This is a genomic window from Yokenella regensburgei ATCC 49455 (assembly GCF_000735455.1).
Lineage (GTDB): Bacteria > Pseudomonadota > Gammaproteobacteria > Enterobacterales > Enterobacteriaceae > Yokenella > Yokenella regensburgei.
On the sequence record NZ_JMPS01000064.1, the window covers coordinates 87878 to 103479 of the forward strand.

Consider the following 15602-nt stretch of genomic DNA (forward strand, 5'->3'; position numbering starts at 1 on the left):
TTGACCGCCGGATGCAAATCCGACGGCCAAGAGGATTATCGCTGATGATATCCGGAAAGGAAGCGACCGAAGCGGGAGATGGACATCTCCAGATCGTCGATGCGCGGCAGGGTCACGATACGCACGTGATCCGGCCACGGCCAGTTAAAGGCCGTTCCCTGGACCAGCAGCACTTTTTCCTGCAGCAGGAAGTCGAGCACCATTTTCTGGTCATCGTGGATGTTAAAGCGTTTGGCATCAATTTTCGGGAACATGTACAGCGCGCCTTTCGGCTTCACGCAGGAGACGCCGGGGATCTCGTTGATAAGCTCCCACGCGCGGTTGCGCTGCTCGTACAGACGGCCGCCGGGAACGATGAACTCGCTGATGCTCTGATAGCCACCGAGCGCGGTCTGAATCGCGTGCTGGGCAGGGACGTTGGCGCAAAGGCGCATAGAGGCGAGCATCTCCAGCCCCTCAATGTAGCCTTTGGCGTGTTTTTTCGGGCCGTTCAGTACCATCCACCCCTGACGGAATCCCGCCACACGGTAGGTTTTCGACAGGCCGTTAAACGTGATGGTCAGCAGGTCCGGCGCCAGGGCAGCGATGGAGTGGTGCTGCGCTTCATCGTAAAGAATTTTGTCGTAGATTTCGTCGGCGAAAATAATCAGGTTGTGCTCGCGGGCGATCTCGACAATCTCCAGCAGCAGTTCTTTGGAGTACACCGCGCCGGTTGGGTTGTTCGGGTTTATGATCACAATACCGCGGGTACGCGGAGTGATTTTAGCGCGAATATCATCGAGGTCCGGGAACCAGTCTGACTCTTCGTCGCACAGGTAATGCACCGCTTTGCCGCTGGAGAGCGATACCGCTGCGGTCCACAGCGGATAATCCGGGGCAGGGACCAGCATTTCATCACCGCTGTTCAGCAGTGCCTGCATCGCCTGCACGATAAGCTCGGAAACGCCGTTACCGATGTAGATATCTTCAACGGTCACATCACGCATACCACGCGCCTGATAATGCTGCATGATAGCTTTACGGGCGGAGTAAAGACCTTTTGAGTCGCAGTAGCCCTGCGCGGTTGGCAGGTTACGAATCACGTCAACCAGGATTTCGTCCGGGGCGTCAAAGCCGAAGGGCGCGGGGTTGCCGATGTTCAGTTTAAGAACTTTGTTGCCTTCTTCTTCAAGACGTTTGGCTTCTTTAAGAACCGGGCCGCGGATGTCGTAACAGACATTATCAAGTTTGCTGGATTTTTCGATGGGTGACATGAATCGTTGACCTTTTAGCTATTGTCGTGACTCCCTGCCGTGGAAGTCAGCACGGAATAATGTACTCCCCATAGGGGGGATTTTGAAGGGTCAACAGAAGAAGATTTTGTGTTGTTAGAATATTCCACCTAATCTCTTTCGCTGCAATGCTCTGTTACTGTGGCGTTATCTTGCGGATAAATGCGTTTTGTCTGGTGATATCTGCGGCTTTATGCCGGTTGTGTTGAATTTTATGCTGATTAAAAAATGTTGTTTCTCACAGGCTGGGTAAAGCAGGGGGTGTGATATGGGAGGTTTTTGCGTAGTCAGCGATTCGGTTTAATACTGATAACTGTGAAGGCATTGTTAAGTAATGTTAATGAAAGAATATTTAAACAATTAATAAATTTTATTATTTGCAAAGATATTTGTCTCTTTTGTTATTTAGATTAAAGAGCTTTGATTCTTAACAGAAATTTTGTGTAAGATTATACCCAATAACACTTATAAATATAATGGTTTTGGGTTAGGATACAGAGGTTAATTACTATAAAGGCGTGTTTAAACAGCCTATAAACAGTGAATTAACTATATAACTATTTGTTATTGTTAGTATTTTTGTTTTTTCTTGTTCTGGATAGAATTATCCTGGCTGCGCCAGGCCTGTAAAGAAAGTATGCCGTGCCTGCAAATTTCTTGCATGACTTCACATTAATTTGAAGACTTCGATTATTTCAGAAAAGCAAGAATAAACAAAAATATAGCTAGGGGTCTGCCCGTGCGCGGCAGACAGGCAAATTGCGTGCAATAACGCTTCATTCAGGTGTTCTTCTGGCATCACGTGTCTGAAAGAATCGATTCAAACGGTAATGCCTGAAGTTTTGAGCACAGCATTAACCAGGCAGGTAAGCACCAGCAACCTGTAAGTGAATAAATATGATAACTGCAAATCGTCCGATACTGAATCTCGACCTCGATCTGCTAAGAACTTTCGTTGCGGTCGCTGATCTGAATACTTTCGCTGCTGCAGCCTCTGCAGTAGGTCGTACCCAGTCCGCCGTTAGTCAGCAGATGCAGAGACTGGAACAACTCGTAGGTAAAGAGTTATTTGCCCGTCACGGGCGGAACAAATTGTTGACGGAGCATGGGATCCAGCTGTTGGGATACGCCAGAAAGATTCTCCGTTTTAATGATGAAGCATGCACATCGCTAATGTTTAGCAACCTGCAGGGCACGCTGACGATAGGTGCTTCTGATGAATCTGCAGATACTATCCTGCCGTTTCTCCTTAATCGGATAAGTTCGGTTTACCCTAAGCTAGCGCTGGATGTTCGCGTGAAACGTCATGCTGAAATGGCGGATATGCTGCACAGTAACGAGGTGGATCTGGTGCTGACCTCTCATCGTCTGGCGTCGTTTGACAGCCACACGCTGAGAACATCGCCAACGCTCTGGTACTGTGCCGCAGAATATGTGATGCAACCGGGCGAAGCCGTACCGCTGGTGCTGCTGGATGACCCCAGCCCGTTTCGCGACATCATTCTTGAATCGCTTGATGCGGCGCGTATTCCGTGGCGCCTGGCGTATGTCGCCTCAACGCTTGCTGCCGTTCGTGCTGCCGTTAAGGCCGGGTTAGGCGTAACTGCGCGTCCGGTTGAGATGATGAGCCCGGACCTGCGGGTACTGGGAAAATCTGACGGGCTTCCCGTATTACCCGATACCGAGTATCTGTTGAGCCGCAACGGTCAGAGCCAGAACGAACTGGTTGATGTGATTTTTCAGGCGATTGAAGAGCAGCATAACCCGTGGTCGCAGTTCCGCCATTATACCCCGGAAGGGGGAGGGGATACCCGTACGGTTGAAGAGGATTTTGGGTAACAAACTCGCCGAAATCTGGTAACAAAATGTAAGTTTAAAAAATAGCCGTCGTCGCTGGTTTTCTGCACGATGGCTTTTTTTTTGCATGTTTAACCAGCAACTGTTGGAATCTCCGCCGCTTTGTTGCTGATTTTCATTCACTTAGTGAACACTTTCGCGACGTGATGTTTATTTTCTCTCCCTGCTCAGAACGGGCTGCTAATGTTAAAAAAACGGCTTTTTTGTTGCTGTTTTCTTGGGGCAATTAACAGAAGCGTGTCTCAGATCAAGAAAATACTCCTCAATAGGGGGAGGAATCGCGGTCAAATCCTGTCAAAATAGAAGGGCAAATCTCGTTTACGCCTGGCACGGACACGATTCAACAGCGTTAAATCCTGATGGTGATTTCGAAAAAATCGCGCTAAAGGGCATTTAATGTTAATGAAATGCATCCGGTGTAAACTAATGTGAGGAAACTTTTGTTAAAGTTGACAAAAGGTTATAGAAAGGAGTAAAAAGCCACAGCGTTTTGCTGTCTAAGTCACTTTTTCAGACAGTCTTTGTAAGGCTTTTTTATTCCTCCCCATGAATCTGTGGCGTTCATCTGCCAGCAAGAGCAGAGATTTTGGCGCTACCTATTTGGTTAAGCAATGCGTATGTCAACATCCACTGAAGTCATCGCTCATCACTGGGCTTTCGCTATATTTCTCATCATCGCCATCGGCTTGTGCTGTTTCATGTTGATTGGTGGTTGGTTCCTTGGCGGTCGCGCCCGCGCGCGTAGTAAAAACACCCCATTTGAATCGGGCATCGACTCCGTTGGCTCTGCCCGCTTACGCCTTTCTGCGAAGTTCTATCTGGTCGCCATGTTCTTCGTCATCTTCGACGTGGAAGCGCTCTATCTGTACGCATGGTCAACCTCCATCCGTGAAAGCGGCTGGGTAGGATTTGTAGAAGCAGCTATTTTCATTTTAGTGCTGCTGGCTGGTCTGGTTTACCTCGTTCGTATTGGCGCGCTGGACTGGACGCCTGCACGTTCACGCCGCACGCTGGTAAATCAGGAAACCGACAGCGCCACTAACCGTCATATGCAGTAAAAGCGAGGCAATAAGATGGATTATACGCTCACCCGCATAGATCCTAACGGTGAGAACGACCGTTACCCCCTGCAAAAACAGGAGATCGTAACTGACCCCCTGGAGCAAGAAGTTAATAAAAATGTGTTCATGGGTAAGCTCCATGACATGGTGAACTGGGGCCGTAAGAACTCAATCTGGCCGTATAACTTCGGCCTTTCTTGCTGCTACGTGGAAATGGTGACGTCATTCACTGCGGTGCATGACGTTGCGCGTTTTGGTGCCGAGGTACTTCGTGCTTCCCCGCGTCAGGCTGACCTGATGGTGGTTGCGGGTACTTGCTTCACCAAAATGGCGCCGGTTATTCAGCGTCTTTATGACCAGATGCTGGAGCCTAAGTGGGTCATTTCCATGGGGGCCTGTGCGAACTCCGGCGGCATGTACGACATTTATTCTGTTGTACAGGGCGTGGATAAGTTTATTCCGGTGGATGTTTACATCCCTGGCTGCCCGCCGCGTCCGGAAGCCTACATGCAAGCGCTGATGCTGCTGCAGGAGTCCATCGGTAAAGAGCGCCGTCCGCTGTCGTGGGTGGTTGGCGATCAGGGTGTGTACCGCGCCAATATGCAGTCCGAACGCGAGCGTAAGCGCGGCGAACGTATTGCAGTAACGAATCTGCGTACACCAGACGAGATTTAATTTGCGCCTGTGGGCCGTGGAATCACTCTTCGCAGACGACAATAAATAGCGCGAAGCCACGCCCAACCACCACAGACCTTTTGCAATGGTGAACAATATGACCGATTTAACCGCGCACGACGCACCAGCATGGAGCACCCGGGACCACCTGGATGATCCAGTGATTGGCGAACTGCGCAACCGTTTTGGGCCGGATGCCTTTACTGTTCAGCCTACCCGCACCGGGGTACCCGTTGTTTGGGTTAAACGCGAACAGCTGCTCGAAGTGGTCGATTTCCTGAAGAAATTGCCAAAGCCTTATGTGATGCTGTTTGACTTACACGGCATGGACGAGCGCCTGCGCACCCACCGCGACGGTTTACCGGCCGCGGATTTTTCCGTTTTCTACCATCTGATTTCAGTAGACCGCAACCGCGACATCATGCTCAAGGTGGCGTTGTCTGAAAACGATCTGCACGTCCAGACCCTCACCAAACTGTTCCCGAACGCCAACTGGTATGAGCGTGAAACCTGGGAAATGTTTGGTATTACCTTCGATGGCCACCCGCACCTGACGCGTCTGCTGATGCCGCCGACCTGGGAAGGCCACCCGCTGCGTAAAGACTACCCGGCGCGCGCCACCGAATTCGATCCGTTTGAGCTGACTAAAGCAAAACAAGATCTGGAGATGGAAGCGCTGACCTTCAAGCCGGAAGACTGGGGCATGAAGCGCAGCACCGAGAACGAGGACTTCATGTTCCTTAACCTCGGCCCAAACCACCCGTCCTCGCACGGTGCGTTCCGTATCGTTCTTCAGCTCGACGGTGAAGAGATAGTCGACTGCGTTCCAGACATCGGCTACCACCACCGTGGCGCTGAGAAGATGGGCGAGCGTCAGTCCTGGCACAGCTACATTCCGTATACCGACCGTATCGAATACCTCGGCGGCTGTGTGAACGAAATGCCATACGTACTGGCCGTTGAAAAACTGGCAGGTATTACTACCCCGGATCGCGTTAACGTGATTCGCGTGATGCTCTCCGAACTGTTCCGCATCAACAGCCACCTGCTGTATATCTCCACGTTCATTCAGGACGTCGGCGCGATGACCCCCGTGTTCTTCGCCTTTACCGACCGTCAGAAGATTTATGATGTGGTGGAAGCGATCACCGGTTTCCGTATGCACCCGGCCTGGTTCCGTATCGGCGGCGTCGCGCACGACCTGCCGCGCGGCTGGGACAAGCTGCTGCGTGATTTCCTCGACTGGATGCCGAAGCGTCTGGACTCTTACGAGAAAGCCGCGCTGCGTAACACCATTCTCAAAGGTCGTTCCCAGGGCGTTGCCGCTTACGGCAAGAAAGAGGCGCTGGACTGGGGTTGTACCGGCGCTGCGCTGCGCGCCACCGGTATCGACTTCGACGTGCGTAAAGCGCGTCCATACTCTGGCTACGAAAACTTCGACTTTGAAGTCCCGGTTGGCGGCGGCGTGTCCGACTGCTATACCCGCGTGATGCTGAAAGTGGAAGAGCTGCGTCAGAGCCTGCGCATTCTTGAGCAGTGCCTCAAGAACATGCCGGAAGGGCCGTTCAAAGCGGATCACCCGCTGACGACTCCCCCGCCGAAAGAGCGCACGCTGCAGCATATCGAAACCCTGATTACCCACTTCCTGCAGGTTTCCTGGGGCCCGGTAATGCCGGCGCAGGAGTCCTTCCAGATGGTGGAAGCAACCAAGGGTATTAACAGCTACTACCTGACAAGCGACGGCAGCACCATGAGCTACCGTACCCGTATCCGTACTCCGAGCTACGCGCACCTGCAGCAGATCCCGGTAGCGGTACGCGGCAGCCTGGTGTCCGACCTGATTGTCCATCTGGGTAGTATCGATTTTGTTATGTCAGACGTGGACCGCTAATTATGCACGAGAATCAACAACCACAAACCGAGGCTTTTGAGCTGAGTGCGGCAGAGCGTGATGCCATTGAGCACGAGAAGCACCACTACGAAGACCCGCGTGCGGCGTCCATTGAAGCGCTGAAAATCGTTCAGAAGCAGCGCGGATGGGTACCGGACGGCGCGATTTACGCGATTGCTGATGTTCTGGGGATCCCGGCGAGCGACGTAGAAGGTGTGGCAACGTTCTACAGCCAGATCTTCCGCCAGCCGGTAGGTCGTCACGTGATTCGCTACTGCGACAGCGTGGTGTGCCACATCACGGGTTATCAGGGCATTCAGGCTGCGATTGAGAAGAAACTCAATATCAAGCCGGGCCAGACCACCTTTGATGGCCGCTTTACCCTGCTGCCAACCTGCTGCCTGGGTAACTGCGACAAAGGGCCAACCATGATGATTGATGAGGACACTCACAGCCATCTGACGCCTGATGCCATCCCGGACCTGCTGGAGCAGTACAAATGAAGAACATCATTCTGACTCCTGAGAACCATCCGCTGACGTGGCGCTTGCGTGAAGACAAGCAGCCGGTCTGGCTGGATGAGTACCAAAGTAAAAACGGTTATGCCGGTGCGCGTAAAGCGCTGACCGGCATGGCGCCGGATGAAATCGTCAACGTCGTGAAAGACGCCGGCCTGAAAGGGCGCGGCGGTGCGGGCTTTTCCACGGGTCTTAAGTGGAGCCTGATGCCGAAAGACGAATCCATGAACATCCGTTACCTGCTGTGTAACGCCGATGAAATGGAGCCGGGCACCTACAAAGACCGCCTGTTGATGGAACAGCTGCCACACCTGCTGGTGGAAGGCATGCTGATTTCTGCATTTGCGCTGAAGGCCTACCGTGGCTACATCTTCCTGCGCGGTGAATACATCGAAGCTGCTCAGCATCTGCGTCGTGCTATTGCCGAAGCCACCGAAGCGGGCCTGCTTGGGAAAAACATTCTCGGCACCGGTTTTGATTTCGAGCTGTTCGTGCACACCGGGGCCGGGCGTTATATCTGTGGTGAAGAAACCGCGCTGATTAACTCCCTCGAAGGTCGTCGTGCTAACCCGCGTTCCAAGCCGCCGTTCCCGGCAAGCTCTGGTGTATGGGGTAAGCCGACCTGCGTGAACAACGTAGAAACCCTGTGTAACGTACCCGCTATCCTTGAGCATGGTGTGGAATGGTATCAGGGCATCTCTAAGAGCAAAGATGCCGGTACCAAGCTGATGGGCTTCTCCGGGCGCGTGAAGAATCCGGGCCTGTGGGAACTGCCGTTTGGTACCACCGCGCGTGAAATCCTTGAAGATTATGCCGGCGGTATGCGTGACGGCCTGAAGTTCAAAGCCTGGCAGCCTGGCGGCGCGGGTACTGACTTCCTCACTGAGGCGCATCTCGACCTGCCGATGGAATTTGAAAGCATCGGTAAAGCGGGCAGCCGTCTGGGTACTGCGCTGGCGATGGCCGTCGACCACGAGATCAACATGGTATCGCTGGTGCGTAACCTGGAAGAGTTCTTTGCTCGTGAGTCCTGTGGCTGGTGTACGCCGTGCCGTGATGGTCTGCCGTGGAGCGTCAAGATCCTGCGCGCTATCGAACGTGGCGAAGGCCAGCCGGGTGATATCGAAACGCTGGAGCAGCTGTGCCGCTTCTTAGGCCCAGGCAAAACCTTCTGTGCGCATGCGCCAGGTGCGGTTGAGCCGCTGCAGAGCGCGATTAAATATTTCCGTGACGAGTTCGAAGCAGGTATCAAGCAACAGTTCAGCAATACCCATCTGATTAATGGGATTCAGCCGAACCTGCTCAAGACGCGCTGGTGAGTTAACGATTTTAATTTTGGAAGCACGCTAATGGCTACGATTCATGTAGACGGCAAAGAATACGAGGTTAACGGAGCGGACAACCTGTTACAGGCTTGCCTCTCTCTTGGTCTTGATATTCCTTATTTTTGCTGGCATCCGGCGCTGGGAAGCGTTGGGGCTTGCCGCCAGTGTGCGGTGAAGCAATATCAGAACGCGGAAGACACGCGTGGCCGCCTGGTGATGTCCTGTATGACACCGGCAACCGAAGGCACCTTTATTTCTATTGATGACGAAGAAGCGAAGCAGTTCCGCGAAAGCGTTGTCGAGTGGTTGATGACCAACCACCCGCACGACTGCCCGGTCTGCGAAGAGGGCGGTAACTGCCACCTTCAGGATATGACCGTGATGACCGGTCACAGCTTCCGTCGCTACCGTTTCACCAAACGTACCCACCGCAATCAGGATCTGGGGCCGTTCATCTCTCACGAAATGAACCGCTGCATCGCCTGCTACCGCTGTGTGCGTTACTACAAAGATTATGCGGACGGCACCGATCTGGGCGTATATGGCGCTCACGACAACGTCTACTTTGGTCGCCCGGAAGACGGTACGCTGGAAAGCGAATTCTCCGGTAACCTGGTAGAGATTTGCCCGACCGGCGTATTCACCGACAAAACCCACTCTGAGCGTTACAACCGTAAATGGGACATGCAGTTTGCACCAAGCATCTGCCAGCAGTGTTCTATTGGCTGTAACACCAGCCCGGGTGAACGTTATGGCGAGCTGCGTCGTATCGAAAACCGTTACAACGGTACCGTAAACCACTACTTCCTCTGCGACCGTGGTCGTTTCGGCTATGGCTATGTGAACCTGAAAGACCGTCCGCGTCAGCCGGTTCAGCGCCGCGGCGACGACCTGATCTCCCTCAACGCCGAGCAGGCGATGCAGGGTGCAGCAGATATTCTGCGTCAGTCGAAGAAAGTGATTGGTATCGGCTCCCCGCGCGCCAGCATCGAGAGCAACTTTGCGCTGCGTGAGCTGGTGGGTGCAGAGAATTTCTACACCGGTATCGCCAAAGGCGAGCAGGCACGTTTGCAGCTGATGCTGAAAGTGCTGCGTGAAGGCGGGGTACACACTCCGGCGCTGCGTGACATCGAATCTTACGATGCGGTGCTGGTGCTGGGTGAAGACATTACCCAGACCGGTGCTCGTGTGGCGCTGGCAGTGCGTCAGGCGGTGAAAGGCAAAGCGCGCGAAATGGCAGCAGCACAGAAAGTGGCTGACTGGCAGATTGCGGCAATCCTTAACATCGGCCAGCGTGCCAAACATCCGCTGTTTGTTACCAACATTGATGACACTCGTCTGGACGACATCGCGGCGTGGACCTACCGCGCACCGGTTGAAGATCAGGCGCGCTTAGGTTTCGCGATTGCCCATGCTCTGGACAACACCGCTCCGGCAGTGGAAGGTCTCAGCAACGACCTGAAAGGCAAAGTGGACGTTATCGTGCAGGCGCTGTCCGGCGCGAAGAAACCGCTGATTATCTCTGGTACTAACGCCGGTAGCGAAGCGATGCTTCAGGCTGCTGCAAACGTGGCGACAGCGTTGAAAAAACGCGGTGCCGACGTTGGCGTGACCATGATTGCCCGTGCGGTCAACAGCGTTGGCCTCGGCATGATGGGCGGTGGCTCTCTTGAAGAGGCGCTGAGCGAACTGGAAAGCGGTGCTGCCGATGCGGTTGTAGTGCTGGAAAACGACCTGCATCGTCATGCTTCTGCAGCGCGCGTTGACGCCGCGCTGGCGAAAGCGCCGTTGGTAATGGTTATCGACCACCAGCGCACGGCCATTATGGACAAAGCGCACCTGGTGCTGTCGGCAGCAAGCTTTGCCGAAAGCGACGGTACGGTCATCAACAACGAAGGTCGCGCCCAGCGCTTCTTCCAGGTTTACGACCCGTCTTACTACGATTCCAACACCGTGATGCTCGAAAGCTGGCGCTGGCTGCACTCGCTGTACAGCACCGTCCAGAGCCGCGAAGTGGACTGGACTCAGCTCGATCACGTTATCGACGCCGTCATCGAAAAACTGCCGCAGCTGGCAGGTATTAAAGATGCCGCGCCGGAAGCCTCTTTCCGCATTCGTGGTCAGAAGCTGGCCCGTGAACCGCATCGTTACAGCGGCCGCACGGCAATGCGCGCGAACATCAGCGTGCACGAGCCGCGTCAGCCGCAGGATAAAGACACCATGTTTGCCTTCTCTATGGAAGGGAACAACCAGCCAAACGCACCGCGTTCGCAAATTCCGTTCGCATGGGCACCGGGCTGGAACTCCCCGCAGGCGTGGAACAAGTTCCAGGCGGAAGTGGGTGGCAAACTGCGTCATGGCGATCCGGGCGTGCGTCTGATTGAAGCCTCTGAGGCTGGTCTCGACTACTTCACCACCGTTCCGGCGGGCTTTGAAGCGGAGAAAGGTCAGTGGCGTATCGCGCCGTACTATCACCTGTTTGGTAGTGATGAACTGTCCCAGCGTGCTCCGGTCTTCCAGACCCGCATGCCGCAGCCGTACATCAAGCTCAACCCGGCAGATGCCGCCGCGCTTGGCGTTAACGCCGGTGCGCATGTGTCATTCAGCTATGAAGGTCAGACCCTGAGCTTACCGCTGCTGCTTTCAGAAGGCCTGGCGGCAGGGCAGGTGGGCTTACCGATGGGCTTGCCGGGTATTGCACCGGTACTGACCGGCGCGCGTATTGATAATCTGCAGGAGGCGAAAGCATGAGTTGGTTAACACCGGATGTTATCGACATTCTGTTAAGCATCCTGAAAGCGGTTGTCATTTTGCTGGTGGTAGTCACCTGCGGCGCGTTCATGAGCTTCGGCGAACGTCGTCTGCTGGGTCTGTTCCAGAACCGTTATGGACCGAACCGTGTGGGCTGGGGTGGTTCACTTCAGCTGGTTGCGGACATGATCAAAATGTTCTTCAAAGAGGACTGGATCCCGAAATTCTCCGACCGCGTGATCTTCACGCTGGCGCCGATGATCGCGTTCACCTCTTTGCTGCTGGCATTTGCTATCGTTCCGGTCAGTCCGAGCTGGGTGGTTGCCGACCTTAACATCGGGATCCTGTTCTTCCTGATGATGGCGGGTCTCGCGGTATACGCGGTGCTGTTCGCTGGCTGGTCAAGCAACAACAAATACTCGCTGCTGGGGGCGATGCGTGCTTCTGCGCAAACCCTGAGCTACGAAGTATTCCTTGGTCTCTCCCTGATGGGCGTGGTGGCGCAGGCCGGTTCATTCAACATGACCGACATCGTCAACAACCAGGCGCATCTGTGGAACGTCATTCCGCAGTTCTTTGGCTTCGTCACTTTCGCTATCGCGGGCGTTGCGGTGTGTCACCGTCACCCGTTTGACCAGCCGGAAGCGGAGCAGGAACTGGCCGATGGTTACCACATCGAATATTCCGGCATGAAGTTCGGTCTGTTCTTCGTGGGTGAGTACATCGGTATTGTTACCGTATCGGCGCTGATCGTCACGCTGTTCTTCGGTGGCTGGAATGGTCCGCTCTTACCTCCGTTCATCTGGTTTGCGCTGAAAACCGCATTCTTCATGATGATGTTCATTTTGATTCGCGCCTCATTGCCTCGTCCGCGTTATGACCAGGTGATGTCCTTCGGCTGGAAAATTTGCCTGCCGCTGACGCTTATCAACTTGTTGGGTACGGCGGCTGTCATTCTGTGGCAGGCGCAATAAGGGAAAAGACCATGACCTTAAAAGAATTATTGGTAGGTTTCGGCACCCAGGTACGCAGTATCTGGATGATCGGCCTGCACGCGTTCGCAAAACGCGAAACCCAGATGTACCCGGAAGAACCGGTATATCTGCCGCCGCGCTACCGTGGCCGTATCGTGCTGACGCGCGATCCGGACGGTTCCGAGCGCTGCGTTGCCTGTAACCTGTGTGCGGTAGCCTGCCCGGTTGGCTGTATCTCTCTGCAGAAAGCAGAGACCAAAGACGGCCGCTGGTACCCGGAGTTCTTCCGCATCAACTTCTCACGCTGCATTTTCTGTGGTCTGTGTGAAGAAGCGTGCCCAACCACGGCGATTCAGTTGACCCCGGACTTCGAGCTGGGCGAATACAAGCGTCAGGATCTGGTGTACGAAAAAGAGGATCTGCTGATTTCCGGTCCGGGCAAATACCCGGAATATAACTTCTACCGGATGGCGGGTATGGCAATCGACGGCAAAGATAAGGGCGAGGCGGAAAACGAAGCCAAACCTATCGACGTCAAGAGCCTGTTACCGTAAGGAGAGGGGCAATGGAATTCGCTTTTTATATCTGTGGCCTGATCGCCATCCTGGCCACCCTACGGGTTATCACCCACACCAATCCGGTGCACGCATTGCTGTACCTGATTATTTCGCTGCTGGCGATCTCCGGGGTGTTCTTCTCGCTTGGTGCCTACTTCGCGGGTGCGCTTGAAATCATCGTGTACGCCGGTGCCATCATGGTGCTGTTCGTCTTCGTGGTGATGATGCTGAACCTTGGCGGTGCCGAGATCCAGCAGGAGCGCCAGTGGCTGAAACCGCAAATCTGGATTGGTCCGGCCATCCTCTCTGCGGTACTGCTGGTGGTTATCGTCTACGCTATCGTCGGCCTGAACGATCAGGGCATCGACGGTGCGGCAATTAGCGCGAAAGCAGTGGGTATCACGCTGTTTGGACCTTATGTCCTGGCCGTCGAGCTGGCATCTATGCTGCTGCTGGCGGGTCTGGTGGTTGCCTTCCATATCGGTCGTGAAGACCGCATGGGTGAAGTGCTGAGCAACCGCACCGAGGACCGCGAGAAAAGAAAAACGGAGGAACACGCATGATCCCCTTAACACATGGACTGATCCTCGCCGCTGTCCTGTTTGTTCTTGGTCTGACCGGTCTGGTTATCCGCCGCAATCTGCTGTTTATGCTGATTAGCCTGGAAATCATGATCAACGCCGCGGCGCTGGCTTTTGTGGTTGCCGGCAGCTACTGGGGCCAGACTGACGGCCAGGTGATGTATATCCTCGCGATTAGCCTTGCGGCTGCGGAAGCGAGTATTGGTCTGGCGCTGCTGCTGCAGCTCCATCGTCGCCGCCAGAATCTGAACATCGATTCAGTAAGTGAGTTGCGTGGATGAACATGCTTGCCTTAACCATTATTTTGCCATTGATTGGCTTTATCCTGCTGGCCTTCTCCCGCGGCCGCTGGTCGGAGAACCTCTCCGCCACGGTGGGTGTCGGTTCGATTGGTCTTGCTGCACTGGTGACCGCTTACGTTGGCGTTGATTTCTTCGCTAACGGCAAACAGGCGTTCAGCGTTCCGTTGTGGACCTGGATGTCAGTGGGTGACTTCAACATCGGTTTCAACCTCGTGCTGGACGGCCTGTCGCTGACCATGCTCTCCGTGGTGACCGGCGTTGGCTTCCTGATCCACATGTTTGCTTCCTGGTACATGCGTGGGGAAGAGGGCTACTCCCGCTTCTTCGCCTACACCAACCTGTTCATCGCGAGCATGGTGGTGCTGGTACTGGCGGACAACCTGCTGCTGATGTACCTCGGCTGGGAAGGCGTGGGCCTGTGCTCTTATCTGCTGATCGGTTTCTACTACACCGATCCGAAGAACGGTGCTGCAGCAATGAAAGCGTTTGTCGTGACCCGTGTGGGTGACGTGTTCCTCGCTTTCGCGCTGTTCATCCTCTACAACGAGCTGGGTACGCTGAACTTCCGTGAAATGGTCGAGCTGGCTCCGGCGCACTTTGCCGCTGGCAACAACATGCTGATGTGGGCAACCCTGATGCTGCTGGGCGGCGCGGTCGGTAAATCGGCGCAGCTGCCGTTGCAGACCTGGCTTGCGGATGCAATGGCGGGCCCGACTCCGGTTTCTGCACTGATCCACGCGGCAACCATGGTAACCGCCGGTGTGTACCTGATTGCCCGTACGCACGGCCTGTTCCTGATGACCCCGGAGATCCTGCATCTGGTCGGTATCGTTGGTGCGGTAACGCTGGTGCTGGCAGGCTTTGCGGCGCTGGTACAGACCGACATCAAACGTGTTCTCGCTTACTCCACCATGAGCCAGATTGGCTACATGTTCCTGGCGCTCGGCGTTCAGGCGTGGGATGCGGCGATTTTCCACCTGATGACCCATGCGTTCTTCAAAGCGCTGCTGTTCCTGGCGTCCGGCTCGGTGATCCTCGCCTGCCACCACGAACAGAACATCTTCAAAATGGGTGGCCTGCGTAAATCAATTCCGCTGGTGTATGTCTGCTTCCTGGTGGGGGGCGCGGCGCTTTCCGCACTGCCGCTTATCACCGCAGGCTTCTTCAGTAAGGACGAAATCCTTGCCGGTGCGATGGCGAATGGTCATATGAACCTGATGGTTGCGGGTCTGGTCGGTGCGTTCATGACCTCACTGTATACCTTCCGTATGATCTTCATCGTCTTCCACGGTAAAGAGCAGATCCACGCTCACGCAGGAAAGGGGATTACCCATCACCTGCCGCTGATTGTGCTGCTGATTCTGTCTACCTTTGTGGGCGCAATGATCGTTCCGCCGCTGGCTGGCGTACTGCCGGCTACGACCGAAATGGACCATGGTCAGGTGATGACGCTGGAAATCACCTCCGGTGTGATTGCTATCGCGGGCATTCTGATTGCGGCCTGGCTGTGGCTTGGGAAACGTACTCTGGTTACCGCGATTGCCAACAGCGCGCCGGGCCGTCTGCTGGGTACCTGGTGGTACAACGCATGGGGCTTCGACTGGTTGTATGACAAAGTCTTCGTGAAGCCGTTCCTCGGCATTGCCTGGCTGCTCAAGCGCGACCCGCTGAACTCGATGATGAACACCCCGGCGATTCTGTCCCGCTTTGCAGGCAAAGGTCTGCTGCTGAGCGAGAACGGTTACCTGCGTTGGTATGTGGCGTCCATGAGCATCGGTGCCGTCGTAGTTCTGGCGCTGTTGATGGTATTGCGTTGATTTTATAACCTAAAATGCTTCA

13 protein-coding genes are annotated in these 15602 nt (G+C 54.7%); 12 read left to right on the top strand and 1 reads right to left on the bottom strand.

Annotation, left to right across the window (positions count from 1 at the left end; genetic code table 11):
* Positions 1–35: 35 nt before the first annotated feature.
* Positions 36–1253: an alanine transaminase AlaA gene (gene alaA / locus GYRE_RS14830; protein WP_006820954.1), complete on the bottom strand. Its 1218-nt coding sequence runs from the start codon at positions 1251–1253 to the stop codon at positions 36–38.
* Between the two features lie 915 nt (positions 1254–2168).
* On the opposite strand from alaA, the gene lrhA reads away from it, so the two are divergent.
* The 12 genes from lrhA (at position 2169) to nuoL (ending at position 15580) form a co-directional block, all read left to right on the top strand.
* Positions 2169–3110 (top strand): transcriptional regulator LrhA, encoded by a 942-nt coding sequence (gene lrhA / locus GYRE_RS14835; protein WP_038256272.1) that lies wholly within the window; start codon positions 2169–2171, stop codon positions 3108–3110.
* 629 nt (positions 3111–3739) lie between these two features.
* Positions 3740–4186: an NADH-quinone oxidoreductase subunit NuoA gene (gene nuoA, locus GYRE_RS14840; RefSeq protein WP_006820951.1), complete on the top strand. Its 447-nt coding sequence runs from the start codon at positions 3740–3742 to the stop codon at positions 4184–4186.
* A gap of 15 nt (positions 4187–4201) precedes the next feature.
* Positions 4202–4864, top strand: a complete 663-nt coding sequence (nuoB, locus tag GYRE_RS14845; protein WP_000386729.1) for an NADH-quinone oxidoreductase subunit NuoB — start codon at positions 4202–4204, stop codon at positions 4862–4864.
* Positions 4865–4949: 85 nt separating this feature from the next.
* On the top strand, positions 4950–6755 hold the full coding sequence (nuoC, locus tag GYRE_RS14850; protein ID WP_006820950.1) for an NADH-quinone oxidoreductase subunit C/D: 1806 nt from the start codon (positions 4950–4952) through the stop codon (positions 6753–6755).
* A gap of 2 nt (positions 6756–6757) precedes the next feature.
* On the top strand, positions 6758–7258 hold the full coding sequence (gene nuoE, locus GYRE_RS14855) for an NADH-quinone oxidoreductase subunit NuoE (protein WP_006820949.1): 501 nt from the start codon (positions 6758–6760) through the stop codon (positions 7256–7258).
* Entirely contained in the window at positions 7255–8592 is a 1338-nt protein-coding gene (gene nuoF, locus GYRE_RS14860) for an NADH-quinone oxidoreductase subunit NuoF (protein ID WP_006820948.1), read from the top strand. Before nuoE ends, nuoF begins: the two co-directional genes overlap by 4 nt.
* A gap of 30 nt (positions 8593–8622) precedes the next feature.
* A complete protein-coding gene (gene nuoG / locus GYRE_RS14865; RefSeq protein ID WP_006820947.1) occupies positions 8623–11349 on the top strand; it encodes an NADH-quinone oxidoreductase subunit NuoG in 2727 nt (908 codons plus the stop codon).
* Positions 11346–12323 (top strand): NADH-quinone oxidoreductase subunit NuoH, encoded by a 978-nt coding sequence (gene nuoH / locus GYRE_RS14870; RefSeq protein WP_006820946.1) that lies wholly within the window; start codon positions 11346–11348, stop codon positions 12321–12323. Before nuoG ends, nuoH begins: the two co-directional genes overlap by 4 nt.
* A gap of 11 nt (positions 12324–12334) precedes the next feature.
* Positions 12335–12877, top strand: a complete 543-nt coding sequence (nuoI, locus tag GYRE_RS14875) for an NADH-quinone oxidoreductase subunit NuoI (protein WP_038256279.1) — start codon at positions 12335–12337, stop codon at positions 12875–12877.
* Between the two features lie 11 nt (positions 12878–12888).
* Positions 12889–13443, top strand: a complete 555-nt coding sequence (nuoJ, locus tag GYRE_RS14880; RefSeq protein ID WP_006820944.1) for an NADH-quinone oxidoreductase subunit J — start codon at positions 12889–12891, stop codon at positions 13441–13443.
* Positions 13440–13742 carry an NADH-quinone oxidoreductase subunit NuoK gene (gene nuoK, locus GYRE_RS14885; protein WP_006820943.1) on the top strand — a complete coding sequence of 101 codons (303 nt, stop codon included), beginning with the start codon at positions 13440–13442 and terminating at the stop codon, positions 13740–13742. The genes nuoJ and nuoK overlap by 4 nt, the downstream gene beginning before the upstream one ends.
* Entirely contained in the window at positions 13739–15580 is a 1842-nt protein-coding gene (gene nuoL, locus GYRE_RS14890; RefSeq protein ID WP_038256280.1) for an NADH-quinone oxidoreductase subunit L, read from the top strand. Before nuoK ends, nuoL begins: the two co-directional genes overlap by 4 nt.
* The last annotated feature ends 22 nt before the right edge of the window (positions 15581–15602 follow it).